Source organism: Hymenobacter glaciei, assembly GCF_039539585.1.
Lineage (GTDB): Bacteria > Bacteroidota > Bacteroidia > Cytophagales > Hymenobacteraceae > Hymenobacter > Hymenobacter glaciei.
Genome location: NZ_BAABDK010000001.1, coordinates 164,505 through 188,817, shown reverse-complemented (window position 1 = coordinate 188,817; position 24,313 = coordinate 164,505). Strand labels below are relative to the sequence as shown.

At 62.0% G+C, this 24,313-nt stretch carries 20 protein-coding genes; 11 read left to right on the top strand and 9 right to left on the bottom strand.

Annotation, left to right across the window (positions count from 1 at the left end; translation table 11 throughout):
- The first annotated feature begins 129 nt into the window (after window positions 1-129).
- Window positions 130-705, top strand: a complete 576-nt coding sequence (locus ABD837_RS00835) for a DinB family protein (protein WP_345049164.1) — start codon at window positions 130-132, stop codon at window positions 703-705.
- 123 nt (window positions 706-828) lie between these two features.
- Here ABD837_RS00835 and ABD837_RS00830 read toward each other — a convergent pair whose 3' ends face one another.
- The gene (locus ABD837_RS00830; protein WP_345049162.1) at window positions 829-1,257 is read right to left on the bottom strand and encodes an acyl-CoA thioesterase; all 429 of its coding nucleotides are present in this window, start codon (window positions 1,255-1,257) and stop codon (window positions 829-831) included.
- A gap of 87 nt (window positions 1,258-1,344) precedes the next feature.
- Complete coding sequence (locus tag ABD837_RS00825) at window positions 1,345-2,082, bottom strand: class I SAM-dependent methyltransferase (protein WP_345049161.1); 738 nt, start codon at window positions 2,080-2,082, stop codon at window positions 1,345-1,347.
- A 152-nt stretch (window positions 2,083-2,234) separates the two neighbouring features.
- Here ABD837_RS00825 and ABD837_RS00820 point away from each other — a divergent pair, with 152 nt between their 5' ends.
- Window positions 2,235-2,411 (top strand): DUF2256 domain-containing protein, encoded by a 177-nt coding sequence (locus ABD837_RS00820; protein ID WP_345049160.1) that lies wholly within the window; start codon window positions 2,235-2,237, stop codon window positions 2,409-2,411.
- A 102-nt stretch (window positions 2,412-2,513) separates the two neighbouring features.
- Window positions 2,514-2,828 carry a hypothetical protein gene (locus ABD837_RS00815; RefSeq protein WP_345049158.1) on the top strand — a complete coding sequence of 105 codons (315 nt, stop codon included), beginning with the start codon at window positions 2,514-2,516 and terminating at the stop codon, window positions 2,826-2,828.
- 78 nt (window positions 2,829-2,906) lie between these two features.
- Here ABD837_RS00815 and ABD837_RS00810 read toward each other — a convergent pair whose 3' ends face one another.
- The 4 genes from ABD837_RS00810 to ffh all read right to left on the bottom strand — a co-directional run bounded on the left by ABD837_RS00810 (window position 2,907) and on the right by ffh (window position 8,316).
- Complete coding sequence (locus ABD837_RS00810; RefSeq protein WP_345049156.1) at window positions 2,907-3,749, bottom strand: molybdopterin-dependent oxidoreductase; 843 nt, start codon at window positions 3,747-3,749, stop codon at window positions 2,907-2,909.
- A complete protein-coding gene (locus ABD837_RS00805) occupies window positions 3,746-4,486 on the bottom strand; it encodes a cytochrome b/b6 domain-containing protein (protein ID WP_345049155.1) in 741 nt (246 codons plus the stop codon). Before ABD837_RS00805 ends, ABD837_RS00810 begins: the two co-directional genes overlap by 4 nt.
- A 283-nt stretch (window positions 4,487-4,769) precedes the next feature.
- Complete coding sequence (locus ABD837_RS00800; protein ID WP_345049154.1) at window positions 4,770-6,680, bottom strand: CHRD domain-containing protein; 1,911 nt, start codon at window positions 6,678-6,680, stop codon at window positions 4,770-4,772.
- 268 nt (window positions 6,681-6,948) lie between these two features.
- Window positions 6,949-8,316 carry a signal recognition particle protein gene (ffh, locus tag ABD837_RS00795; RefSeq protein ID WP_345049151.1) on the bottom strand — a complete coding sequence of 456 codons (1,368 nt, stop codon included), beginning with the start codon at window positions 8,314-8,316 and terminating at the stop codon, window positions 6,949-6,951.
- A 155-nt stretch (window positions 8,317-8,471) separates the two neighbouring features.
- Here ffh and ABD837_RS00790 point away from each other — a divergent pair, with 155 nt between their 5' ends.
- Together ABD837_RS00790 and ABD837_RS00785 are read left to right on the top strand one after the other, a co-directional pair.
- Window positions 8,472-9,788, top strand: coding sequence for a glycosyltransferase family 4 protein (locus ABD837_RS00790; protein WP_345049150.1), 1,317 nt, complete (start codon window positions 8,472-8,474; stop codon window positions 9,786-9,788).
- A 63-nt stretch (window positions 9,789-9,851) separates the two neighbouring features.
- On the top strand, window positions 9,852-13,244 hold the full coding sequence (locus ABD837_RS00785) for an FG-GAP-like repeat-containing protein (RefSeq protein WP_345049148.1): 3,393 nt from the start codon (window positions 9,852-9,854) through the stop codon (window positions 13,242-13,244).
- Window positions 13,245-13,480: 236 nt separating this feature from the next.
- Here the strand turns inward: ABD837_RS00785 and ABD837_RS00780 are convergent, their stop codons facing one another.
- Window positions 13,481-14,413, bottom strand: a complete 933-nt coding sequence (locus tag ABD837_RS00780) for a hypothetical protein (protein ID WP_345049146.1) — start codon at window positions 14,411-14,413, stop codon at window positions 13,481-13,483.
- 93 nt (window positions 14,414-14,506) lie between these two features.
- Window positions 14,507-15,976 carry an MBOAT family O-acyltransferase gene (locus tag ABD837_RS00775; protein ID WP_345049145.1) on the bottom strand — a complete coding sequence of 490 codons (1,470 nt, stop codon included), beginning with the start codon at window positions 15,974-15,976 and terminating at the stop codon, window positions 14,507-14,509.
- A 202-nt stretch (window positions 15,977-16,178) separates the two neighbouring features.
- Here ABD837_RS00775 and pseB point away from each other — a divergent pair, with 202 nt between their 5' ends.
- The gene (gene pseB / locus ABD837_RS00770) at window positions 16,179-17,198 is read left to right on the top strand and encodes a UDP-N-acetylglucosamine 4,6-dehydratase (inverting) (RefSeq protein WP_345049143.1); all 1,020 of its coding nucleotides are present in this window, start codon (window positions 16,179-16,181) and stop codon (window positions 17,196-17,198) included.
- 317 nt (window positions 17,199-17,515) lie between these two features.
- On the opposite strand, the gene ABD837_RS00765 is transcribed toward pseB, so the two are convergent.
- Window positions 17,516-19,405: a T9SS type B sorting domain-containing protein gene (locus ABD837_RS00765; protein ID WP_345049141.1), complete on the bottom strand. Its 1,890-nt coding sequence runs from the start codon at window positions 19,403-19,405 to the stop codon at window positions 17,516-17,518.
- Window positions 19,406-19,622: 217 nt separating this feature from the next.
- On the opposite strand from ABD837_RS00765, the gene pseC reads away from it, so the two are divergent.
- The 5 genes from pseC (at window position 19,623) to ABD837_RS00740 (ending at window position 24,181) form a co-directional block, all read left to right on the top strand.
- Window positions 19,623-20,795, top strand: a complete 1,173-nt coding sequence (gene pseC, locus ABD837_RS00760; protein ID WP_345049140.1) for a UDP-4-amino-4,6-dideoxy-N-acetyl-beta-L-altrosamine transaminase — start codon at window positions 19,623-19,625, stop codon at window positions 20,793-20,795.
- A 194-nt stretch (window positions 20,796-20,989) separates the two neighbouring features.
- On the top strand, window positions 20,990-21,643 hold the full coding sequence (locus ABD837_RS00755) for a pseudaminic acid biosynthesis-associated methylase (RefSeq protein ID WP_345049138.1): 654 nt from the start codon (window positions 20,990-20,992) through the stop codon (window positions 21,641-21,643).
- The gene (locus ABD837_RS00750; protein WP_345049136.1) at window positions 21,643-22,377 is read left to right on the top strand and encodes a cytidylyltransferase domain-containing protein; all 735 of its coding nucleotides are present in this window, start codon (window positions 21,643-21,645) and stop codon (window positions 22,375-22,377) included. Before ABD837_RS00755 ends, ABD837_RS00750 begins: the two co-directional genes overlap by 1 nt.
- Window positions 22,378-22,379: 2 nt before the next feature.
- Window positions 22,380-23,294 (top strand): class I SAM-dependent methyltransferase, encoded by a 915-nt coding sequence (locus tag ABD837_RS00745; protein ID WP_345049135.1) that lies wholly within the window; start codon window positions 22,380-22,382, stop codon window positions 23,292-23,294.
- 140 nt (window positions 23,295-23,434) lie between these two features.
- Window positions 23,435-24,181 (top strand): class I SAM-dependent methyltransferase, encoded by a 747-nt coding sequence (locus tag ABD837_RS00740; RefSeq protein ID WP_345049132.1) that lies wholly within the window; start codon window positions 23,435-23,437, stop codon window positions 24,179-24,181.
- Window positions 24,182-24,313 lie beyond the last annotated feature (132 nt).

Genomic DNA, 24,313 nt, shown 5'->3' with positions numbered 1-24,313 from the left:
CAGCCGGCTTCATCCACCCGCGCCGGAACACAAGGCCAGCCACCAGCCGGCCAAACCGGCATCCAAAATGTTGCCGTACCTTTTGCGCCCCACCCGGCCAGTCTGGTCGCCTTACTGCTCCCCACCCGCATGAACCACCGCCTGCATCTCAAGTTCGAACAGCTCGAGCGCGCCACTGAACAGCTCATTGCCTCGGCCGAAGCGCTGGGAGCGGATAAAACCAAAGCTCCGGCGGCCGGCAAATGGTCGGCGGTGCAGGTGGTGCACCACTTGCTCTTCATCGAAGGCAACATCATTCAGTACGTCCAGAAGAAACTTCAGTCGGATGAGCTGCTGCCCAAAATCAGCCTCTTTACCCGCCTGCGGGTGCAATTTGTGCGGCTGATGCTGCGGCTGCCCGGCTTGAAATTCAAAGCGCCGCGCGGGGTGGCCACCCTCACCGATACCGGCGAGGTGCCCACGCTGCCCGAAATGCGCAAAACCTGGGAGGCCTCGCGCCGCCAGCTCGAGCGGCTGCTCAACGAGTTTCCGAGCCGCCAGCTGAACCGGGCCGTATTTCCGCACCCGCGCTCGGGCCGCATCACCATTTATCAGGTAATGGAGCATTTGGTCGACCACTTGCTGCACCACCAGCAGCAAATGGCGCGCATCACCAAAGCGCTACGGCCAGCCGGCCCGGTGCGCACCGCCGATGCACAGGCGTAAAAACGAGAACCGGTTTAACGTTTGTCAGGCTGAACGCAGTGAAGCACCTTATCACGCCGGAACAAACTGTTCTGACGTAATGAAGGTGCTTCACTGCGTTCAGCCTGACTTTAGCTGACTGCGCTATTTAACCGGGGCTTCGTAAAGGGGCAGCGCCCGGAAACTCTCGGCCAGCTCGGCTGGCGGCGTGGTGAGCTTGCGCTTGTCGAGGTCGAGCCAGGCCCCGTCGACGGTGACGGTGGCGGCCACGCGGCCATCGGCTTTGTAGATGGTGTGCAGGATGCTCCAGCGGGTGCCGTCGTCGTTCACACTGCGCAGGCGGCTGTCCACGCGAATTTCTTCGCCGATGTGCACCTCTTTCAGAAACACGGTTTCCTCGCGGAATAGGATGGGGCCGAGGCGCAGCCGGGCAAACTCCTTGATGTCGTAGCCCCATTCGGCCAGCAGTACGAGGCGTTGGTCGGCGGCGTAGTCGGCGTAGGCGGAGTGGCGCATGTGGCCGTTGGGGTCCATATCGGCCCAGCGGGTGCGGTAGGTAATGGCGTTGGTCATTCTTTCGTTGTTGGTTATTCGTTATCAGTTGTCAGGAATCTGTTAGTTGGGAATATTCACCAACAACAGACAACTAACAACGGGCAACTATGCCCCCATGGGCATCAGGCGCACGAGGTATTGGTCGTTTTCATCTTCACTGAGAAACTCGGCGGTGTAGCCGGCGGTTTCGGCCGCGTCGTTCAGCAGGGCCGCATCCACAAACAGCCAAGGGAAGGGCTCGCCCGACTTGCCCTGGTAGCTGAGCGTGTACTCGACCTCGCCATAATATGGGCCGTTGAGGTTGAGCACCAGCGCGCCATCCTCGTCTTCGTAGAGGTAGCGCACATCGGACGACGTGGCCAGAATCTGGCCGCCGGGGGCCAGCAGGGTGCGGGCGTGGGCCAGGAATTTGTCGAGGCCGTCGAGGGTACCGGCCAAACCCAGGCCGTTCATCAGCAGCAGAATGGTATCGTAGGGCAGCTCCGTGGCGGGCAGTGGGGCAAACAGGTCGTGGCGGGCCACTACCTGCACGCCGCGCTCGGTCATCACCTGCGCCGCTCCGGCCGAAACATCCACGGCCTTCACGAAATCGAAGCCCCGGCTTTGCAGCTCCAGGGTGTGGCAACCAGCGCCGGCCCCAAGGTCGAGCACGCGGCCCCGCGCTTCGTCAAGCGCGAGGCGCTCCAGCTCGGGCATCTGCATCAGCGTGCGGAAGAAATAGGACGCGGGCAGCGGCTCGTCATCGGCTGCCGAGCAATGCACCGTAACGGTTGCTTTGTGCTTGCCGTGGTGATAGTCCAGCAAGGCTTGGCCCAGAATGTCGGGAGCGGAAGTCGTAGTCATGAGTCGAAGAGGTGAAAGCGGGGCCGCAGCGGCCGGAGCCAGTCCCCGCCCCTGCTATTACGGCAGCGCGGGGCCAGAGCCACGCAAAATTACCCAAAACTTCGCGGCGGGTGTGGGCGTTTGGCCAGTAATCAACCCCAGAAGTTACTGCCATGCTGCCCACCAAACTGCGTAAAGGCCAGTTGCCCACCAAAATCTGTGTCACCTGCGGCCGTCCGTTCGAGTACCGCAAAAAGTGGCGCGCCAACTGGGACGAGGTGAAGTACTGCGGCGAAAAATGCCAGCGCAACCGCCCGGCCACTGCCAGTGCACCGATTAAGCCTCAGTAAGGCTCCCCAGCCGCTGCTGTATCTTTTCGGGCGCGTCCGCCGTTCCGGTAGCCATCGGCTGGCTCCGGTTCGCCATTTAATTCTGACTCCCCTCCCCCGCTCATGGCCTCCAACCTCGACTACCTGGACCCCGCTCTTCTTCCCCTTGAAGAAAAAGTGAACCTCTACCTCGAAACCGAAAAATCTTTACGACGCATAACCCAGGCATCGGCTCCGGGCACCGTTGGCGAAACCGCGAGCCCCGAGCAGCTGCGCCAGCAGCTGGCTCAACTGGAACAGGAAATCATTGGCATGCTGCCAACCCGCGACGAGTGGGTGAAAGTGAACTTGGGCTATGGCCCGAGCCGCGTTGGGGCCTGGCAGGTGCCCGCCACGAGCAGCGCCCCAGCCCGTCTCGAACTTCGGGTGGTCCATTAGCGACGAGGGGTTGAGCCGGAGTTTCCGTTTGCGCACGTAGCGTGGACAAAACCTCTGGCTCAACCCCTCATTTTTTTTCTAATGTCCCGAGTCCCAGTCGTACCCCAGCTCGGCCCAGTAGTCTTTGGGCCGGGAATCTGCAAAGGCAATAGTGCCAATGCGCTTGAGGTGCTTGATGCCATACTTGAGCGGCGTAACCAGCCGAACCGGCGCGCCGTGCTCAGCCGTGAGTGGCTGGCCGTTCATTTCGTAGCATAGCAGGGTTTGCGGGTGCAGGGCACTGGCAATGTCAAGGCCCACGTAATATTTTTCGTCGGGCGTCAGCATGCCCACGTAGGGCGCGAGGTCGGCCGGCGGGTTGAGTGGGTCGGCTGGCTGGCCGCTGCGGGTTGCCAGCGGATACTTCGCCAGGAAGTCGGAAAGCCGCGTCCCGGCCCAATGCACCACAATGCTCCAACCCTCAATGCACTTGAGCTCGGTCGTCATTTCCACCTTGGGCAGGGCTTGAATTTCGGCCAGCGTAAACTCCTGGGTTTTGCTGGTACCATAGCCCTGCACGCGCATGCGCCAGGCGGCGGGGTCCAACGCGTCATCAAGGCCCACGCGGCCATTCACGCGCGGGGTTTTGGCGCGGCTGCGGGCAAACTCGGGGGCTAAGCGCGTTTCCTTGAAATAAGCCTGGCTGAGGCGGCCGTTGGCATCAAGCGCCTGACGCAACGGGTGCGGAATGCCGGAATCGTCGGGCTGCGAAACCAGCCACTTCCAACCACCCAGCCCGGCCAGGCCGGCCAGGCCCAGTCCAATGAACGAGCGGCGCGAGCGGCGGCGGGCCTCGGCCAGCACTTGCGCTTCGGATTGGAGCGGGGTTTCGGGCGCGGGATTCGGAGTAGCAGGCACGGGGTTTTGGTCAGGCGTAATCACGAGCGGGGCAAAGAATTGGGCTTGAGGGAAGCATCGGCGGCGGGCAGCGAGGTGGGGCCGGCCACCACCTGCCGCGTGGCGGGGTCAACTTCCACCATCTCGAAGCCGGCCACCATAGCCCGGAAATTATTCCAGCCGGCGCGCACTACCTGGGCAATGTGCACGATGAAAAACAGCACGTAGCCAATCGTGAGCGCGAAATGGGTGATGCGGGCAAACTCGTAGCCACCCAGCAGCTGCGTGAGCCAGCCAAACTGCGTGGGCTTATAAATAGCCAGCCCGGTGAGCAGCGAGCCTACCCCCATGATGATAACTGAAGTGTAGGCAATCTGCTGCGCCCCGTTGAACTTGCGCACTGGCAGCGGCTTTTTGTAGAGGCCCAAGTCGTGCAGCGTCACCAGCACCGCTTCGCGGAAGGAATGCCGGGTGGGCAGCAGGTAGCGCCATTCGCCCGAGAAAATGGTGTACAGCACGTACAACAGCCCATTCAGGAAAAATACCCACATCAGCACAAAGTGCCAGCTCATGCCTTGGGCCAGCTTGTGGTCGAGATGAAAGGCTGCGTAAAAAGACTGCGGGAAGAACTTGACCAGCGTGGTTTTGCCCCAGCCCAGGCGGTACACGTCGTTGGCCCAATAAATCCACATACCGCTCCAAATCATCAAGCTGAGCACTGGGAAATTGACCCAGTGAAACCAGCGGATGGCCAGCGGATGCTTTTCGACAAGCTGCTTCATAATATCCAGGTTGATGCAAGAATCGCTGCAAGGTACCTCGGCCCTCGCCACCCTACCTGACGGCTTATTCTGCCCAACCTTACAGCTCCCACCGCACAAAAAAAGGGGCGCCCCAAAGGAGCGCCTCTTTCCATACCAAAACACCTTAAAAAACTATTCTTTCACGATGATGCCAACAATAACTGAACCAAAAAATTCCACGCGTTGCGAAAATTTTTGACCCTACTCGATTTAAAGCCCGAACAGCCTTTGTTTTCAGCATCAAGCAGTTGGTGCCGGGTTCTTATTCCTTAACGATGCGGGTGGTGAGCTGAGTGTCGCCCACCTGCAGCACCAGCAGATACAGGCCGGGGCGCAGGCCTGGGAAGGCCAGCGGCAGGGCATTGGCACCCGCCCGCACCGCCACCGGCTGCCGGGTCACCTCGCGGCCCAGCACGTCGGTCACGCGCAGCTGGCCTGGGCCAGTAGCCCGGGCCTCAAACGCGAGCGTGAGCACCGAGCCGAAGGGGTTGGGGGAGGTGCCGAATGTTTCGGCCGCAACGGCGGCTGGCTGGGTGCCCAGCACTACCTGCAGGTTGCGCGCCCCACGGTAGGCCTGCCCCCGGATTTCGCCGCCGCCGTTGGCCGCCGTGTGCAGGTTCTGGTAAATGTTCTCGTTGCGGAAATCCAGTGAGCGTGCCGTCGTAAAGGGCGTGGTGTCGGTGCTTCTCCAGTAGCCGTAGAGCGCGGTCGGGTTGGTGGGGTTGTCAAAAAACGGGACTAAGCTGTAAATCACCGCTCCCGACTGCGCGGCCGAGCCTACGTGGAAGTGGCCGGCGGTAGCCGGGCCGCTCAGGCCGCCCCACACGCTCATAAAGTGCGCGTTGTCCTGGTCGCGGTCGATGCTGACCACGCTCACGCCGTAGCCGGCGGTAACCACGGGCGTGGGGCGCTCCTGGGCGCCGTTCAGCACAATGGTGTAGCCTTCGCGGGCGAGGCGCAGCACCTGGCCGCGCACTTCGCCATTGGGGTTGGCGGCAGTGGTGAGCACGGCGTTGATGCCGGTATTAAGCAGCAGGTTGACGAAAGCAGGCGTGAGGACGGGCGCCGTAATCTCAAAGGTGGTCACGTTGCCAACGGTGTTGCCACTGGTGCCCGTTACCGCGGGCACGGTAGCGAGCAGGTTGGCGGGCGTGTTGGCCACGCCCGCGTTGGCAGCATAGAGGTTGAGGGCTACGGGCGCACCACTTAGACCCGTGTGGGCCACCTGCACCCGGAGGGTATCCAGGGTGCCCACCAGTCGGCCTACGGCCACGGCCGAAGCAGTGGAGGACACGGCCGGCACCATCTGCGCGCCGTCGAAGCGGGCATCGAGGGGCAGCACCCGGCGCACGGGCAGCACCTGCGCCCGAATCTCACCGCCTGGGTTACCGGCGGTGTGGAAGTTGATGTACACCCCGCCCTGCACCAGGGCCGCCAGCAGCGTGGGCGTGAGCTGGGGGCTGGTGCCCGTCGAGGAGATTTCACCGTCCAGCACGTTGCCCGTGAGGAATGGCAGCAGGCTCAGGGCCACGGGGGCGTTGGTGCCGGGGGCTCCAATGTGGAAGTGCGCGCCCGTAATGGCTCCGCTCAACCCGTTCACCACTACCCGGAATTTAAGCTTTTCCTGGTTCTGGCTTAGGTTGAAGACGCCCAGGCCGGAAGCGCTGGTAGCCACGGCCGGCACTTCCTGGGCTCCGCTCAGTACCCCCGCCAGGGCGCCGTCGGACTCCACCAGCACCTGGCCCCGGATTTCGCCGCCGGGGTTGGCGGCGGTGTGCACGTTCAAATACACCAGCCCACGCAGCAGCAGGGCAATGCGGTTGGGCGTAACCTGGGTGCCGGCCAGGAAACCTGAGAGGCGGTTGCCCCGCAGCATGCTCAGCAAGTTCACGCTCACCGGGGCGTTGGCGCCGGCCGGAGCATCGTGAAAATGCACCCCGGTAACGGCCCCACTCAGCCCGCTGAAGGCCGCCTGGATGAAGATGGTGTCGCGCGTGGCGTTGACGGTGATGGCCGCCACGCCCTGGGCGCTGGTGGCCACGGCCGGTACTTCCTCGGCCCCGCTGAGGCGGGCGGAAAGCAGCAGGTGGGGTCGCAGGTGGTCGGCCGAAGCCAGCCGGGGCGTTGCCAGCAGCAGCACTGCAGCCAGGGAACAGAGTAGGTTTTTGAGCATGACGGAAAAATGAGGTGAAGAAAAGCGGTTGAAGAAAAGATGCCTGCCTCCGAACTCGGCCCAAAAGCTGTTTCGGTTGCCTGAAGCTTACCCTTTTCTATGTTCTTTTAATCCAGTCTGTTCGTCAATTGTTTTGGCCCCATCGGCTGAATCCTGCATCCGGCCATCAGGAAACCTAAAAACGGCAAAAGTCAGAGCCGTGGGGCCCGGACTTTTGCCGTCGTTTATAGCGAAAGGCTACCCAGAAAACGTGCAGCCAGAGGTTAATCTAGCGGCCCATCATGCCACCGCCACCACCGCGCATGCCGCCCATCATTTTCTGCATCTGGGCCAGGCCGCCTTTGGTCTGGCTCATCTTATTCATGGTGCGCATCATTTTGCGCATCTGCTCGAACTGCTTCATCAGGTCGTTCACCTGCTGCAGCTCGGTGCCCGAGCCCTTGGCCACGCGGCGCTTGCGAGAGGCGTTCAGCAGGTCGGGGTTGGCGCGCTCCTGCTTGGTCATGCTCCGGATGATGGCCTCGACGGGCTTGAAGGCGTCGTCGTCGATTTCCACGTCCTTCATAGCCTTGCTCATGCCCGGAATCATGCCCATCAAATCCTTGATGTTGCCCATCTTCTTGATTTGCTCGAGCTGGCCGAGGAAGTCGTTGAAGTCGAACTGGTTCTTCCGGATTTTCTTCTCGATGCGCTTGGCTTCCTCCTCATCGAACTGTTGCTGCGCGCGCTCTACCAGCGAAATCACGTCGCCCATGCCCAGGATGCGCTGGGCCATGCGGTCGGGGTAGAACAGGTCGAGCGCGTCCATCTTCTCGCCCGTCGAGATGAACTTGATGGGCTTTTCGACTACGGCCCGGATGCTGAGGGCCGCGCCGCCGCGCGAGTCGCCGTCGAGCTTGGTGAGCACCACGCCGTCAAAATTCAGGCGGTCGTTGAAGGTTTTGGCGGTGTTCACGGCGTCCTGGCCGGTCATCGAGTCCACCACAAACAGGGTTTCGCTGGGGTTGATGGCCGCTTTCACGGCTTCAATCTCGCGCATCATCTGCTCGTCCACGGCCAGGCGGCCGGCGGTGTCAATAATCACTACCTTCTTGCCATTTTTCTTGGCGTAGTCGATGGCGTTGCGCGAGATTTCGACAGGATTCTTGTTCTCGACTTCTGAGTAAACCTCCACGCCAATCTGCTCGCCCAGTACTTTCAACTGGTCGATGGCGGCCGGGCGGTACACGTCGCACGCTACCAGCAGGGTGCTGCGGCCCTGCTTTTTCACGTAGTTGGCCAGCTTGCCGGCAAAGGTGGTCTTGCCCGAGCCCTGCAGGCCCGAGAGCAGAATCACGGCCGGCTCGCCCTTGATAACAATGTCCTTCTTCTCGCCGCCCATGAGTTCGGTGAGCTCATCGTAGACGATTTTGACCATGAGCTGGCCCGGCGACACGGCCGTGAGCACGTCGCGGCCCATGGCGGCATCCTTAATCTTGTCGGTTACATCCTTGGCGACCTTGTAGTTAACGTCGGCATCAACCAGCGCCCGGCGAATTTCCTTGATGGTGGCCGCGACGTTGATTTCGGAGATGCTGCCCTGGCCCTTGAGGGTTTTAATGGCCTTGTCGAGCTTATTGGAGAGACTGTCAAACATGAGTCAAGGATTAGTCGGATTAGAGGCAGGTATTCGAATTACGTGGCCGGGGCCAGATTCCATAACTGCCTTTACTGAACCCCAAAAGTAACCATAAATGCCCGAAAACCGGCAGCCGGCGTACCTTCGCGGCCCGCTTTCTGAACCCGGTTTCCGTGTCTGCTTCCCGTCCGCTGCGTCTGCTCGTTATCACCTACTACTGGCCGCCTTCGGGCGGGGCCGGTGTGCAGCGCTGCCTGAAATTCGTGAAGCACCTCGGCCATTTCAATGTCGAGCCCACCGTGATAACCGTGGACCCGGCCCAGGCCAGCTACCCCGTGCGCGACGAAAGCCTGCTGGCCGAGGTGCCGCCGGGTGTGCGCGTTATTCACACCGGCACCACCGAGCCGTTCGAGAGCTACAAGCGCCTCACGGGCCGGGCGGTGCCCTACGGCGGCTTTGCCAACGAGGGCAAGCCCGGACCGGTGCAGCAGGTGCTGCGCTTCGTACGCGGCAACCTGTTCATCCCGGACCCGCGCCGGGGCTGGAACCGCCACGCGTTGGCGGCCGTGGAGAAGCTGCTGGCGGCCGGCGAGCAGTTTGATGCCGTGCTCACGTCGTCGCCGCCGCATTCTACCCAACTCATCGGGCTGGAATTGCAGCGCCGCCACGGCCTGCGCTGGCTGGCCGACTTGCGCGACCCCTGGACGGACATCTACTATTATAAGGACCTGCACCACACCCCGCTGGCTTCGTGGCTCGATGCCCGCTACGAGCGCCAGGTGCTCACCCACGCCGACGCGGTGCTGGTGACCTCGCCCGAAACCAAGCGTCTGTTTCTGGCCAAGAACCCGACGTTGCCGGACGTCAAATTCCACGTGCTGCCCAACGGCTACGACGAGTCGGACTTCCGGCAGCCCTCGCAGCCGCCCACCGACTGCCTGCGCATCACCCACACCGGCACCATCACCGAGCTCTACCACATCAACCGCCTGCTCGAAGTTGTGGCGGCGTGCGCGGCGGCTAACCCGGCTGTGCCGCTGCGGCTGCGGTTTGTGGGGCAGGTGTCGGCCCAACTGCGTGAGCAGCTTACCGGCGCCGGCCTCGGCTCACTTACCGAGTACATTGATTTTGTGCCGCACGATAAATCGGTGGAGTACCTGCTGGAGTCTTCGGTGCTGCTCATGGCCATCCCCGATGTGCCGCGCAACCTGGGCATTTTGCCGGGCAAGGTGTTTGAATACCTGGCGGCTGGCAAACCAATATTATGCGTCGGCCCCGCCGGTTCTGATGCCGACAACCTGCTGCGCGAGTGCGGCGCGGGCCAGGCCCTCCCCTACGAAGATGCCGCCCTGATGCGCCAGACCCTGGAGGCGCTGGTGACTCGCTGGCAGCAGAGCCCGAACCTGGATTTGCCGGCGCTGGGCAATGCGCGGTACTCGCGCCGGGCGCTGGCGGGCGAGTTGGCGGGGTTGGTAGCGAGGCCTTCGTAGACAAAAGACTTTCAACCGCTTAATTTCGCCTCGATTTACTTTTTATTCCCCTTTCGCTTTTTTATGACAACACGTTTCTACTGCTTCAAAATGGCTGGGCTGAGTCTGCTACCCGGTTTGCTGGCATTGTCGGCGGTGGCGCAACCAACAATTATTGCTGTTTCGCCTACGGCCAACCAGAAGGCCGCTGTTCGCACCACGCCGGTAACCGTTCGCTTCAGCCAGAACCTGACGGCGGGTTCGGAAAACGCTTTGCGGGTGTTTAGCAGCCAGCGCGGCGGTTTGCGCACGAATACGAGCGGAATCACCACTCTCAATAATGACCAGCTGACGTTTTCGCCAAGTTTCGATTTCCGGCCGGGCGAAACCGTGCGCGTGGGCGTGACTACGGCCGCTCGCAGCAGCGCCGGGGCGCTCGCGACACCACGCCTATTCCAGTTTACGGCGGCGGCCACCGGCGGCTATGGCACCTTTAGTGGTGGTTCGGACCCTAGCGTTGGCGCTAATCCTTATAATGTAACGGTAGCCGATGTAGACAATGATGGTGACCTGGACCTGCTGTCGCCTACTTTCAGTGGCTCTTCGGTTAGCGTGCGGCTCAACAATGGCAGTGGCACCTTCAGCGGTGGGTCGGACCCCGGCGTGGGCAGCCAGCCCCGTAGCGTGACTACAGCAGATATCGATGGCGACGGCGACCTGGATTTGCTGACAGCTAACTACAATGCCAACTCGGTGAGCGTGCGCTTCAACAACGGCAGCGGCATCTTTACCGGCAGCACCAATTACAACGTTGGCAGCCAGCCGCAGAGCGTAACCACAGCCGATATCGACGGCGACGGCGACCTGGATTTTCTGGTCGCCAACGGCGCCAGCGATAACGTGATGGTGCGTTTGAACGACGGCGCAGGCAATTTCAGCGGCGGGTCAACCATCAGTGTCGGCTCGTTGCCTTTTAACATTCAGACCGGCGATGTGGATGGCGACGGCGACCTCGACCTGCTGACGGCCAACTGGGGCACTTTCAGCACGACGGTCAGCATTCGATTGAACAATGGCAGCGGCACTTTCAGCGGTGGCTCGGACCCCGTAATGGCCAGCCGGCCCCGTTGGGTGTCGCTGGGCGACCTTGATGGGGATGGCGACCTGGACCTGCTGACAGCCAACTTTGGCAGCAACAATGCCAGTGTGCGCTTCAATAACGGCAGCGGTGTATTCAGTGGCGGGGCCGAATACCTGACTGGCACCGGCCCTACCAGCATTGCCGCCGCCGACCTCGACGGAGACAACGACCTGGATATGGTGGTCGTGAATTTTAGTTCAAGCGACGTAACTGTGCGTCTGAATAATGGAGGCGGTGCTTTTGGCAACAGCAGCACTGTGCTGGTGGGGACCAACCCCAACGGGGTAGCGGCAGCCGATGTCGACAACGATGGTGACCTTGATTTTCTGGCAGCCAACTTCGCCAGCGCGACTATTAGCGTACGGCTCAATCAGCTTTCGGCCCTGCCCGACCTCGTGGTAAGCACCCCGCAGAATGTGAACGGCACTTATGGCAACGTAACCGTGACCGGCCCGGCCACGGGGGGCGCAGGCATCGCCACGCTCACCGGTGGATTGACGGTAATGGGCACGCTCACGGTGCAGGATGGCGGCACGCTGCTCACAGCCTGTCAGCCGCTGGTGGGCTCGGGCAACTTCGTGCTGGCGGCGGGCGGCACGCTGGGCATCTGCGACGCGGCCGGCATTGAGGCCACGGGCAACGTGGGCTCGGTGCAGCTGACGGGTACGCGCAGCTTTAGCAACGATGCCAGCTACATCTACAACGGAACCGTGGCCCAGGTAACGGGCGGCGCGCTCCCCAGCCAGGTGCGCAACCTGAGCACCACCAATACCAACAACGTAACGCTGAATGGCCCCGAAACGGTGGTGCAGGCCCTTACGGTAGCGGGTACGGGCAACCTCGTGCTGAACGGCCAGGCGCTTACCCTGCCATCCGACGCCAACGGCACGGCGCTGGTGGTGAACAGTGGCACCGGCATTGTGCAGGGCAATACCACCCTAGTGCAGCGCTACATCGACCCCAGCCTGAATAGCGGCCTTGGTTACCGCCACTACTCCTCACCCGTGAGCAACTCCACGGTGGCCGACCTGGCTACTTCGGGCTTTGCGCCGGTGCTCAACGGTAACTACAACAGCTCAGCCACCCCGGGCCAGACCACGCCCTTCCCCACCGTATTTGGCTACGACCAGAGCCGCGTAGCTTCGGCTACCAATAACCTGAGTGCCTTCGACAAAGGCTGGTACTCCCCAACAGCTGCCAACACCCCGCTGGCGGTGGGCCAAGGCTACACGGTAAACATTGATGCAGCCCAGAAAGTAGATTTCGCCGGCACCCTGACAACCGGTACGCAAGCGGTGCCTTTGGCCCGTACCAGCGGAGCAACGGCCACCGACGGCGGCTGGGCACTGGTGGGCAACCCCTACCCCGCCCCGCTCGACTGGCGCTTGGTGACAACTGCCGATTTGGCCAACCTCGACGGCGCCATGTACGTGTTTGAAAGCACGAGCCAGTACATCGGCAACTACCGCGCTTATACCAACGGCGTGGGCGGCCCCAGCCCCTATATCGGTTCCAGCCAGGGCTTTTTCGTGCGGGTGAGCGCGGGCCAGACGGCCGGCACCCTCACCTTCCGCAATGCGCAGCGCGTGACTTCTTACGCCACGCAGGTACCATTCCGGCGCGGTACTGCCGATACCCGGCCACTGGTGCAGCTCAGCCTGCAAGGCGCAACCGGCCCGGCCGACGCCCTGTTTGTGTACGCCGAAGCCGGCGCTACTGCGGGTGTCGATGCTCGTTTCGACGCCGTGAAAATGGCCAACTCGACCGGCCTGAACTTAGCTTCGGCTCCTGCTACGACGCCCCTGCTGGCCATTGATGGCCGCGACCAGCTCACCGCGGCTACCGTTATCAAGCTGAGCGTGGGCGTGCCGGCAGCCGGCACCTACACCTTACGAGCCGAGCAGTTACTGAACCTACCCGCTGCCCTGGAGGCTTACCTTTTTGATGCCCAGACCGGCCAGCAAATCAACCTGACCCAACAGGCCAGCTATACCTTCAGCGTGAGTGCGCAGCAGGCCACGCAGGCCCAGGGCAACCGCTTCGAGCTGCGCTTCGGCCCGGCTGGCAGCCCGCTGGCGACGGCCACTGCCAACGGCAAAAGCGACGTGGTGCTCTACCCCAACCCGGCGCATGGCCAGTTCACGGTAGCATTGCCCAAGCTAACCGGCGCCGCAGTAATGGCCACCCTGTTTAATAGCCTCGGCCAGCCGGTGCGTACGCTGTTGCTCTCGGCGACCGGCACCACCGTTGATGTAGCCAGCCTGGCCAAAGGCATTTACACCCTGCAGGTAACTGTGGGTAACACACCACTGGTGAAGCGCGTGGTGGTTGACTAATTCCACCTTTCAGCAAATAAAAAGGGCTTCCCGCTTCGGCAGGAGGCCCTTTTTGGTTGCCTATAATGCGTCAGGCTTGTACAACTGATTTTAGTTTTTCGAAAATAGTTGTACAACATGGGTAGCTATTCTGTACGAGTAAATTCATTTTTTGAAAAACACTTGTACACGCTGCCCTTGCTGGCGGAGCCTATTGCCCTCTCTCGAACGAAGGACGGGGCTTGCCGCATACTGGCCTAATCTTTCCTTTCACCAGCAGCCAGGTCCAGAACCAGCTGCCGGCTGAACCTTTCACTCGCCTCCTTTTGCAGGTGGTTGCCATCGGTGGTCGGATACGGCGCGGCAGCGTAATCAAAGTAGGGTGCGGCGAATTCGGCCGCGAGCCGACGCATTTGGACCGCAAAGCCCGGCTGGTACTGCTGCTCCAAAGCCAACAGGCCGGGGCCGATGGGCAGGCGCACCAGCACCACGCGGCCGTGCGGCTTTAGGAATTCGATGGTGTGGCGCAGGGCAGCCAAGCGGCCGGCCGAGAGGTGCTGGGTGGCAGCAAGTTTCTGGTAGTCGAGCAGCTTGCGGGCGGTACGGGCCCGCACCTGGACACTGTCGATACCGATGTTGACCTCGAGCCAGCCATCGGGGTGCAGGCGCTCGGTGGCGGTGGCGAAGTCGAGGGGCAGGCGATAGAGCGGCTTGGTCTGGTAGCGGGTGAGGTAGGCCAGGTTGGGGTTCTGGCTGACCTCGTGCAGCTGGCCGATAAAGGAGTTATCCTCCGGAAAAGCACCCTCTGGCCCGGTGAGTGACAGTGACCACGGGTCGACTGCCACAATAAAAAGACCCTTCCGAACCTCCGGCCGCAGCTTGCGCCGGATGCTGGCCAGGTAGGCCAGGCCGTAAGGCGAGTGTGTGAGGGTGAAGGAGTAGTTCAGCAGCGGCCCCTCGAACTGCCCGGCCAGGCGCGCTTCCAGCACCGCCGGCCGGATGCCCTGCGCCGCTCGCGACGTCCCCAGCACCAGCGAGCCGGCCGGGGGGCTGGCGAAGCGTCCATAAAAGGCATCGACGCCCCCGCGCAGCACCACCGGCAGCAGCAGCGCTGCACCTAGTGCGCCCGCTACCGCCAGCAGCAGCAAGCGCATCAGCAACTTCGAAACGGCAGTTTTGAGCGTGGACAAGGGAAAGCAGTAGCGCAAACTTTGTAGTTCGCGTGGTTGAACGATGACCGTGGTACCGGCGCAGGGGCACGAACTACAAAGTTCGCGCTACGCTCAGAATTGAAAGTAGATGAATGACGTGCTGTTGAAAACACCGAGGTAAAGGATGAGCAGCGCTAGCCCTACGTAGCCCACCCAGCGCGTGGGCCACGGCTGGGCCGCTACCCAGGCCTGCGGACTGCGCCGGCTACCGAAGTATTCCACGGCCAGCATCAGGCCCACGGCCAGGGCCGCTACGGCCAATTCGGGGCGGTAGTGCTGCGAGAAATCGAGCAGCAGCGTGGCCACTTGCCGACTGTTCAGGTGCCAGCCGCTGAACAGGTGCCGGCTGATGAACAGGGCGTCGGCGAGGGAGTTGGCCCGGAAGAAAATCCAGGCGTAAGCTACCAATACGAAGGTGAGGCCCATGCCCAGCCCGCGCCGCAACCGTGGGTGCGTGGCCAGCCCCGTGCGCTGTGCCAGCCACTCGCGTCCCGGCCGCGCCCAGGTGCTCAGCACCAGGTAGAGGCCGTGCAGGCCGCCCCACACTACGAAGGTGAAGTTGGCCCCGTGCCACAGGCCGCTTATCAGAAACACGGCCAGCAGGTTGCCGTAGGCCCGGGCAGGCGCCACCCGGCTGCCACCCAGCGGGATATACACGTAGTCGCGGAACCAGCTGGATAGCGAAATGTGCCAGCGCCGCCAGAACTCGGGCACCGAGGCCGACTGGTAGGGTTGCCGGAAGTTCAGGTTGAAATCGAACCCCAGCACGCGGGCCGCGCCCCGGGCCAGGTCAGTGTAGCCCGAGAAGTCGCCATAAATCTGGAAGGTGAAGGCCAGGGTGGCCAGCACCAGCAACGGGCCTTCCGGGTGCTGGCGCGGGTTGTTGAAGACCGGGTTGACGAGCAGGGCCAGCCGGTCGGCCACCACCACTTTCTTGAACAGGCCCCACGCCATCAGCCGCAGCCCGCTCACAATACGAGCATAATCGAACTGATGCTCGCGCCGGAACTGGGGCAGCATGTGCCCGCCCCGCTCGATGGGCCCGGCCACGAGCTGGGGAAAAAACGCTACAAACAGTGCAAACCGCCCAAAATTTCGCTCCGCCGCCAGCCGCCCCTGGTACACATCAATAATGTAGCCCACCGACTGAAAGGTGTAGAACGACACCCCTACCGGCAGCAGCAGGCCCAGCGCCGGCCCCGTACTTACGGGCAAGTGCAGCGCGCCAGCCAGTGCCACCGCCGCATCCCGGAAGAAATTGAAGTACTTGAAAATAAAGAGCGTGCCCAGGTTGCTGGCCAGGCTCAGGTAGAGCCAGGGCCGGCGCTGCCGCTTTGTGGGGAGCTGGCCCATGCGCACGCCGCTGTAGTAGTCGAGGGCGGTAGTGGCCAGCAGCAGTAGCGCATACACAGCGCGCCAACTCATGTAGAAGTAGTAGCTGGCCAGCAGCAGCAGCGGCCCGCGCCAACGCGGCGGCAGCCCGAAATACAGCCCGACGACCAGCGGGAAAAAGACGAGAAAGTGAAGCGAATTAAACAGCATGCGCGGCGCAGAAGCCCAAATGTAGGACGCAGCCTTTGCTGCGTCAACCGCAGGCACCATACCCGCCACCCCCCATCACGGGTGTTTCGCGGCCGGTAGCGGCCGGCCCGTTGGGCCTTGGCGGGCGGCGCGGGTGCCCGCGACGCAGCAAAGGCTGCGTCCTACGTACTTTTGCAGTCCTGTTTTCGGCTTACCTATTTCCATGGCTCTCGACCTCAACCATAAATCTATACTTGTTACGGGCGGCACCGGCTCCTTCGGCAAGCAATTCGTTCGCACCGTTTTCGAGCTGTTTCCGCAGGTAAAGCGCCTGGTGGTGTTCTCGCGCGACGAGCTGAAGCAGTACGAGATGAGCCAGGAATTCAGCCCGGCCAAATACCCGGCCATCCGCTATTTCATTGGCGACGTGCGCGATGCCGAACGCCTGCACCGCGCCTGCGAAGGCATCGACATCGTGATTCACGCCGCCGCCCTCAAGCAGGTGCCCGCCGCCGAGTACAACCCGATGGAATGCATCAAAACCAATATTTTCGGAGCTGAGAATGTGATTAACGCCGCCCTCGACTCGGGCGTGAAGGACGTGGTGGCCCTGAGTACCGACAAGGCCGCGGCTCCCATCAACCTCTACGGCGCCACCAAGCTGTGCTCAGACAAGCTCTTTGTGGCGGCCAACAACATGAAAGGCAGCCGCGATTTGCGGTTCTCGGTGGTGCGCTACGGCAACGTAATCGGCTCGCGCGGCTCGGTGGTGCCGTTCTTTTTGCAAGAGCGCAGCAAAGGCGTGCTGCCCATCACCCACCCCGACATGACGCGCTTCAACATCTCGCTCGAAGAAGGCGTGGACTTGGTGCTCTATGCGCTGGAGCACTCCTGGGGCGGCGAGATTTTCGTACCGAAAATTCCTTCCTACAAAATCACGGAAGTGGCCCGCGCCATTGGCCCCGAGTGCGAGCAGAAAATCGTGGGCATCCGCCCCGGCGAGAAGCTGCACGAGGCCATGATTACCGAAACCGACGCCCTGAGCACCGTCGAGCTCGACCGCTACTACGTCATCCTACCCTCAACGCCCAACTGGGACGTCGATAAATTCATTGCCAAATTCAACGGCAGGCGCGTGCCGCTGGGCTTTCAGTACGACTCGTTCAACAACGAGGAGTGGCTCGACGCCGAACAGATTCGCGAGGAAATCCGCCTGCACGTCGACGCTAATTTTGTGGTGTAGCGGTCGGCTTTTGCCTCTCTCCGGACAACTTTTACCGTGCTTCGGATAGTTTTTATCCTACTCGGGACCGTTTTTCGGCTGCTCCCGACACTTTTTTGGCAGCTCCGGATAATTTGACGGCCGCTCTGGATTCTCATTGTGGAGCTCTGGGCACCTTTTATCCAAGTCTGGACTTCTTTTATCCAGGTCCGGACACCAAAACCCCTGCTCTGGCCACGCACCGGGCCGGCGCGAGCCGCCGCAACGGCCTGCCCGGCCCGCAAACGGCCCTTGGGGGCCGCCGCGGCTTCGCTACCGCAGAAAAAAGCAACCACCGGCTACCGTACTACTTCGACCCAACCCTTAAGCTGCTGCCCGCTTTCCGGGTGGTTGAGCAGGTAGTAATACACGCCGGCGGGCTGGCCCTGGGCGGCCCAGCCATTATCGTAGCGCTCCTGAGTATACACCTCGCGGCCCCAGCGGTTGTAGAGGCGCACGCTCCAATCGGCGGCGTTCAGGCCCTTAAGGACGAAGGTTTGGTTACTGGCATCGCCGTTGGGGGTGATGATAGTGGGAATCAGGATGGTGCAGTCCAATAGCTGAACGGTAGTCGCAGCCCGGCCCACGCAACCATCCGGCGAGGTAACGTCTACCGAGTAGGTTCCTGCCGCCGAGGCCAGCAAAAAGGGGGTGGTAGCCCCGTTCTGCCAACGGTAGGTGGTGCCAGCCGGCTGCGAATTGACCACCAGCCGAATGGGTGTTCCGCCGCAGGTTTGCTGCACGGCGGGGCCTATCGAAACAGTGGGCGGACTACTTACTACTACCTGTCTGGTGCTTCCCAAGGTTCCCACCACACCCGGCATCGTGACCAAAAGCGTGGCCGTGTAACTGCCAGGGGTACTGTAGGTATGCGTGGCCGTGAGCCCGCTGGCCGTGTTCGCGGCACCGGCGGTGGGCTCGCCGAAGTTCCAGGTGGCGGCCAGCGGTGCACCGGGCAGCGTGAGCAGCCCGCTGAACGGCGTGGCAACCCCCAGACAAACTGCCGGTGCGGTAAACTGCACGAAACCATTTCGGCCTGCCGCGTTGAACTGGTTGGGCAGATTATAGATAGTAGCGGCGCCATTGAGCGAGAGCGCATTCAGCTGGAAGTTACACGCCGCCCCCAGCGTGCCGGGAGCGTTGATAACATGGAGGAACGAATAGCTGGCCATGTAAATTTTGCCGTTGAGTGCCCTCAGCAGTGCCCCCAGGCCGGTATTTCCGGTTCCCACCACTTGCCGGGAGCTGGCAATAGCGCCCGCCGGGCCAGCCAGCATGTCGTATTGAAGCACGGAGAAATCCTGGTAGGGAGAGGCCACCACGAGATACAGCCAGGAGTTATCTGCCGCAAACTCGATGCCGTAGCGCAGGGGCTGGCTGGCGGCGGGCGGCAGCAGTTCGGCATAATTAGCTACCTGGCCGGTGGCCGCGTCAAAATCGTACAGGCCAAAATCACCATATAGCGTGGCCATTGCCAGGTGTCTGCCATCGGGCGAGGCCCGCAGGTAGCCCGCAGCGTTGCTATAAGGCCCTTCCCCGAACGAAAGCGACGTCGAACCCCGTATTACCGGGCCGGCGGCACTGGTCACGGGGCTGCTCACCAGACCAGTATTCGTGAGCAGAAAGCTGTAGAAGCTGTTGTTTTCCCAGCCATGTACCACAATCCAGCAGTCACGGCCATTGGCGTGGCGCACGGCAATCAGCTTTTCGGCAACTCTACTGCTTAGGGTGGGTGTGGCGAGGCGAACAGCGGCTCCGGTAACGTCGCCCAGCCCATTGGCAAGGCTCATGTCCACGGTCGTGTACCGCAAGCCGCTGGCCAGTTGGTTCTCCATTTCATCGGTCAAAAACACATAGAACCGGTTGGGGTCGCCGGGGTGCGGCACAATCAGCACCCCCTGCGTCGACGACTTCCCCGTCGCACTAATGGCTGCGCCATTGGGCATCAGCGTATGGTTGCGGTTCCACACTTGCTCGCCGTTGCTATAGAAGAGCAGCTGGCCCGCCGCGTCGGAGATAGAAGAAGCCGCCTCGTAGGTTCGCAAAGCGGTGGGCTGCACCACCGGAGTTCCGCTGGTGAACGACACGGCTGCCTGCAAACCAAAATGCCAGTTGCTGTCTTCTTTTTGCGCGAGTGCCAGGCGCGGGCACCAGAGCAGCAGCAGCACCAGCAGGGTAGATTTTTGCATGAGTTGGCCGACGCTTTTTCGGAAAAATACGACAGCACGAAGGTAGGCCAAAGGGAGGATGCGCTGCTGAATACCGTCGGCAGCTCCCTGAAACTTGACCAAGCTGCCGAAATCGGGCAATACGCGCCGCTTACCTTTGCGCCCATCAGGTGCTTTGGAGTCTCACGTCGCATCTGTTTTTCTCCATTCTGTTTTCAGGCACAGTTTTCACCCCTGCATGCCATTCACCCCCACCCGCCCCCTGCCCTACGGCCGCCAGTTCATCAACGAGGCCGATGTGGCCGCCGTGGTGGCCAGCCTGCACGGCGACTACCTCACCCAGGGCCCCGCTGTGGCCGAGTTCGAGCAGCAGTTTGCCCGGTACGTGGGGGCCACCTACGCCGTGGCCGTGAGCAACGGCACGGCCGCCCTGCACCTGTGCGCGCTGGCGTTGGACGTACAGCCCGGGCAGCGCGTCATTACCACGCCGCTCACGTTCGCGGCTTCGGCCAACTGCGTGCGCTACTGCGGCGGTGAGGTGCATTTCGCCGACATCGACCCGGCCACCGGGCTTGTTGATTTGGCCAAGGTCCGCGCGCTGCTCGAAGCCCACCCGAAAGGTTATTTCACGGGCCTGATTCCGGTGGATTTCGCCGGGCTGGCTGTGAACCTGGAGCAAGCCCGCCAACTGGCCGACGAATTCGGCCTCTGGATTATTGAGGATTCGTGCCATTCACCGGGCGGCTTTTTTGTTGATTCAAAAGGACAAGAGCAGCGGTGCGGCAACGGCCGGTTTGCCGAGCTGGCCATCTTCAGCTTCCACCCCGTGAAGCACATTGCCTGCGGCGAGGGCGGCATGATTACCACCAACGACGAGCGCCTGTACCGCCACCTGCTGCGCCTGCGCACCCACGGCATCACCCGCGACCCGGCCGACCTGGTGCGCGATTCCGACGGCGGCTGGTACATGGAAATGCAGGAGCTCGGCTACAACTACCGCCTGCCCGACCTCAACTGCGCCCTCGGCCTGAGCCAGCTCGCCCGCGCCGAGGAGGGCCTGGCCCGCCGCCGCCAGCTGGCCGCTCAGTACGACGCCGCGTTTGCCGGCTTGGATGGCCTCACGGTACTGGCCCCCGGCCGCCCCGGCCACGCTTACCATCTTTATGTGGTGCAGGTAGGCGACCGCAAAGGGCTCTACGACTTCCTCAAAACCCGGCAGATTTTCGCACAGGTGCACTACATTCCGGTGCACCGCATGCCGTACTACGAAGGCCTGGGCTGGTGCGAAGGCGACTTTCCAGTGGCCGAAACGTACTACGCGCACTGCCTGAGCATCCCCCTGTTCCCGACGCTGACGGACGAGGAACAGGGCTACGTGGTGGCGTGCATCAGGGAATTTTTAGCGAAATAATCGTCCGTCATTGCGAGCGAAGCGCGGCAATCCTTCCTCTCAATGTAGAAAGCCTGATAATGTGAAAAGCCCTTTTTCGAAAGTACTTCACTAGTAAAAAGCTTCATCACTTAATAAAATTTGTCGCTGTGAGAAGAAGGATTGCCGCGTTCCGCTGCGCTTCACTCGCAATGACAGCTTAAACAACGTTTCCCTTGCAGCACACCCAACAAGAAGACTTCTGGGCCGGCGACTTCGGCCGCGAATACACCGACCGCAACTCGCGGCCCCTCGACGAGTGGAACGAATTTTACCGCGGCATCTACGGCCACACTAAGCTGGAGATGAACGCCGAGTTTATCGGCGAGCTGCCGCGCGAAGCCCGCGTGCTGGAAGTGGGCTGCAACACCGGCATGCAGCTGGTGGGCCTGCAGGCCATGGGCTTCACCAATCTGTACGGCATCGAGCTGCAGGCCTATGCCGTGGAAAAAGCCCGCGAGTTCGTGCGCGGCGTGAACATCCTGCAGGGCAGCGGCTTCGATATGCCTTTCAAGGATAATTACTTCGATTTGGTGTGCACCAACGGCGTGCTCATCCACATCGCCCCCGCAGATTTGCCGCGCATCATGGGCGAGATGGTACGCTGTTCGAGCCGCTACATTATGGGCTACGAATACTATGCGCCCGACACCAAGGCCATCAACTACCGCGGCAACGAGGGCTTTTTGTGGAAGACGGACTTTGCCCGGGTATTTCTGGAGAATTATCCCGAGCTACGCTTGGTGAAGCAGCACCTCTACCCCTACATCAACGATGCGGAGCAAGGCAACCAGGACGTAATGTTCCTGCTCGAAAAAGTGCAGGGCTAATGCAGAAGGCCGGAATCATCTCGCAGGTGCGCATGGGCAGCACGCGCCTGCCGGGCAAGGTGCTGCTGCCGGCCGCCGGCCGCCCGCTGCTCGACTACCACGTGGCGCGCCTGGCCCAGAGCTGCCTGCCGCTGTACCTGGCCACCACCACCGAGTACGCCGACGACGCCCTGGCGGCCTACGCCGAAACCCGCGGCCTGCCCTACCACCGCGGCTCCGAAACCGACGTGCTGGCCCGCTACTACGAAACGGCCGTCAAGTTCGGGCTCGACGTGGTGGTGCGCGTTACCTCCGACTGCCCGCTGGTGGACGGCCCGCTGGTGGGCGCCGCCGTGGCCCGCTACCTGGCCGCTGCCGACCCGCTGGCATTCCGCTCGAACTCCGTCATCCGCAGCTTCCCGCGCGGGCTGGACTTTGAGATTTTCTCCATGCAAATGCTGGCCGAGGCCTACGAGCGCGCCACCTCGCCTTACGAGCGCGAACACGTAACGCCCTACCTGAAAACCGGCCCCGCCACTGCCGGCCGCATCCGCAACGTGGACGAGGTGTGGCCCGGCGGCGACTTCAGTCGCTTCCGCATCACGCTCGACACGCCAGAGGACTACGAGGTACTACGCCGCCTCATCGAAGAGCATCACGCCGACCAGCTGGCCCTGCCCGAGCTGCTGGCCCTGCTCACAGCCCATCCCGAAATCATGGCCCTGAACGCCAACGTCGAGCAAAAGACCACCTGAGCATGAGCGAGCCTACCCATAACCCGGCCGACCTTGTGCACCGCAACGAGTTGGGCTACTACGAAGTAACCCGCAAACCCACCCCGGAGGAGCTGCGCGACTACTATGCCCAGCGCTACTACCAGGAAAACCGCAGCAGCTACCAGCCCACGTATTCCGCCGACGAGCGCGAGCACATCGAAGGCAAGCTGCGCCTGCGCCACTGGGTCCTGACGCAACTGCTGAACTCAGTTGATTCGCCCTCTCCCGCCCGCACCTTCCTCGACGTGGGCTGTGGCGAGGGCTGGGCGCTCGACTACTTCCAGCGCCAGGGCTGGGACGTGCTGGGGCTCGATTTCAGCAGCTTCAGCCTCGAACAGTTTCACCCCGGCCTGCGGGGCCGCCTGCGCGCCGGCGACCTTTATGAGGGCCTGCAGGAGTTGATTGCCGAAGGCCGGCAGTTCGACGTGCTCTGGCTCGATAATGTGCTGGAACACGTGCTCGACCCTGCCGAATTACTGCGCCGCTGCCACGCCCTCACCCGTCCCGGCGGCGTGCTGCTTGTGGACGTGCCCAACGACTTCTCGCCCCTGCAGCAGCACCTGCTCAGCGCCGGCCACATCGACCGGCCATTCTGGGTGGCGCTGCCCGACCACCTCTCGTACTTTGGCGCCGAGGGCCTGCGCAACCTGGCCGCGGCCACCGGCTGGCGCACCGCAAAAACCCTTGGCGACCAACCCATTGACCTCAACCTCTTCAATCCCGCCACTAACTACGTGATGGACCGTAGCCTCGGCAAAGCAGCCCACCAGGCGCGCCTGGAGCAGGACAATTTCCTGCTCCGCACCGCCCCGCTGCCCGCCGTGGCGGCCTACTACGAGGCCATGGCCGGCGTAGGACTGGGGCGTAGCGTAGTGGCCTTTTTGCAACCGGAATAGGGCATTCAGGCGGTCATGCAGAGTGGAGCGAAGCATCTCGCGTGCAGCAGTAATTGCATTTACTATTGCACGCGAGATGCTTCGCTGCGCTCTGCATGACGTTCCTTTGTGTTTGCTAATTCATTCTGATTCTAACGTCCATGTCCTCCCCCATCTCCGTGCTTAGCGGGGCGCTGCCCGCCGAACAACTACGGCGCGAAAATTTCGCCCAGAGCCTGCGCGAGTCGCCCATTCCCAACACCGAGCTGCTGAGCAACCTGGGCCTGTACCTGAACCGGCAAACGTTTTCGCGCTTGTTATTCATGGCTGAGCTCTACCAGCACATCATTCCGGTGCACGGCGTGGCCATGGAGTTTGGCGTGCGCTGGGGCCAGAACTTGGCGCTGCTCCACGCGTTGCGCGGCATCTACGAGCCCTTCAACTACAACCGCAAAATCATTGGCTTCGACACCTTTGGCGGTTTCCCTTCGGTGGATGAAAAGGACGGCGAACTGGTGAAGGCCGGCGACTACGGCGTAAGCGCCGACTACCAGCGCCAGCTTACCGACATCCTGGCCCTGCACGAGGCCGACAGCCCCATCCCGCACAAGCGCAAGTTTGAGCTCGTGGCCGGCGACGCTGCCGAAACCGTGCCTCAATACCTAAAAGACCACCCCGAAACCATCATTGCCTTCGCTTACTTCGACTTCGACATCTACGCCCCCACCAAGGCCTGCCTCGAAGCCATCCGCCCGCGCCTAACCAAGGGCGCGGTGGTCGCCTTCGATGAGTTGAACTGTCCCGAATTCCCCGGCGAAACGCTGGCATTTGACGAAGTGTTCGGCGTGGCCAACTACGCCCTGCGCCGCAGCCCGCTCAACCCGCTGATTTCGTATTTGATAGTGTAGCAGGACAAAGAACGAGCCTAAGAGCCCGTCATGCCGAGCGCAGCCGAGGCATCTCGCGTGTGGCAGTATACCAATCGTCAGAAAAAGGAATAGTGGCGGCACGCGAGATGCCTCGGCTGCGCTCGGCATGAC

Excerpts from the sequence above, each read along its gene's own strand:
- ABD837_RS00835 (WP_345049164.1), top strand. The coding sequence starts at position 130 with ATGAACCACCGCCTGCATCTCAAGTTCGAACAGCTCGAGCGCGCCACT.
- ABD837_RS00745 (WP_345049135.1), top strand. The coding sequence starts at position 22,380 with ATGAGCGAGCCTACCCATAACCCGGCCGACCTTGTGCACCGCAACGAG.
- ABD837_RS00800 (WP_345049154.1), bottom strand. The coding sequence starts at position 6,680 with ATGCTCAAAAACCTACTCTGTTCCCTGGCTGCAGTGCTGCTGCTGGCA.
- ABD837_RS00805 (WP_345049155.1), bottom strand. The coding sequence starts at position 4,486 with ATGAAGCAGCTTGTCGAAAAGCATCCGCTGGCCATCCGCTGGTTTCAC.
- ffh (WP_345049151.1), bottom strand. The coding sequence starts at position 8,316 with ATGTTTGACAGTCTCTCCAATAAGCTCGACAAGGCCATTAAAACCCTC.
- pseC (WP_345049140.1), top strand. The coding sequence starts at position 19,623 with ATGCCATTCACCCCCACCCGCCCCCTGCCCTACGGCCGCCAGTTCATC.
- ABD837_RS00765 (WP_345049141.1), bottom strand. The coding sequence starts at position 19,405 with ATGCAAAAATCTACCCTGCTGGTGCTGCTGCTGCTCTGGTGCCCGCGC.
- ABD837_RS00815 (WP_345049158.1), top strand. The coding sequence starts at position 2,514 with ATGGCCTCCAACCTCGACTACCTGGACCCCGCTCTTCTTCCCCTTGAA.
- ABD837_RS00740 (WP_345049132.1), top strand. The coding sequence starts at position 23,435 with ATGTCCTCCCCCATCTCCGTGCTTAGCGGGGCGCTGCCCGCCGAACAA.
- ABD837_RS00830 (WP_345049162.1), bottom strand. The coding sequence starts at position 1,257 with ATGACCAACGCCATTACCTACCGCACCCGCTGGGCCGATATGGACCCC.
- ABD837_RS00750 (WP_345049136.1), top strand. The coding sequence starts at position 21,643 with ATGCAGAAGGCCGGAATCATCTCGCAGGTGCGCATGGGCAGCACGCGC.
- pseB (WP_345049143.1), top strand. The coding sequence starts at position 16,179 with ATGGCTCTCGACCTCAACCATAAATCTATACTTGTTACGGGCGGCACC.
- ABD837_RS00825 (WP_345049161.1), bottom strand. The coding sequence starts at position 2,082 with ATGACTACGACTTCCGCTCCCGACATTCTGGGCCAAGCCTTGCTGGAC.
- ABD837_RS00820 (WP_345049160.1), top strand. The coding sequence starts at position 2,235 with ATGCTGCCCACCAAACTGCGTAAAGGCCAGTTGCCCACCAAAATCTGT.
- ABD837_RS00775 (WP_345049145.1), bottom strand. The coding sequence starts at position 15,976 with ATGCTGTTTAATTCGCTTCACTTTCTCGTCTTTTTCCCGCTGGTCGTC.
- ABD837_RS00785 (WP_345049148.1), top strand. The coding sequence starts at position 9,852 with ATGACAACACGTTTCTACTGCTTCAAAATGGCTGGGCTGAGTCTGCTA.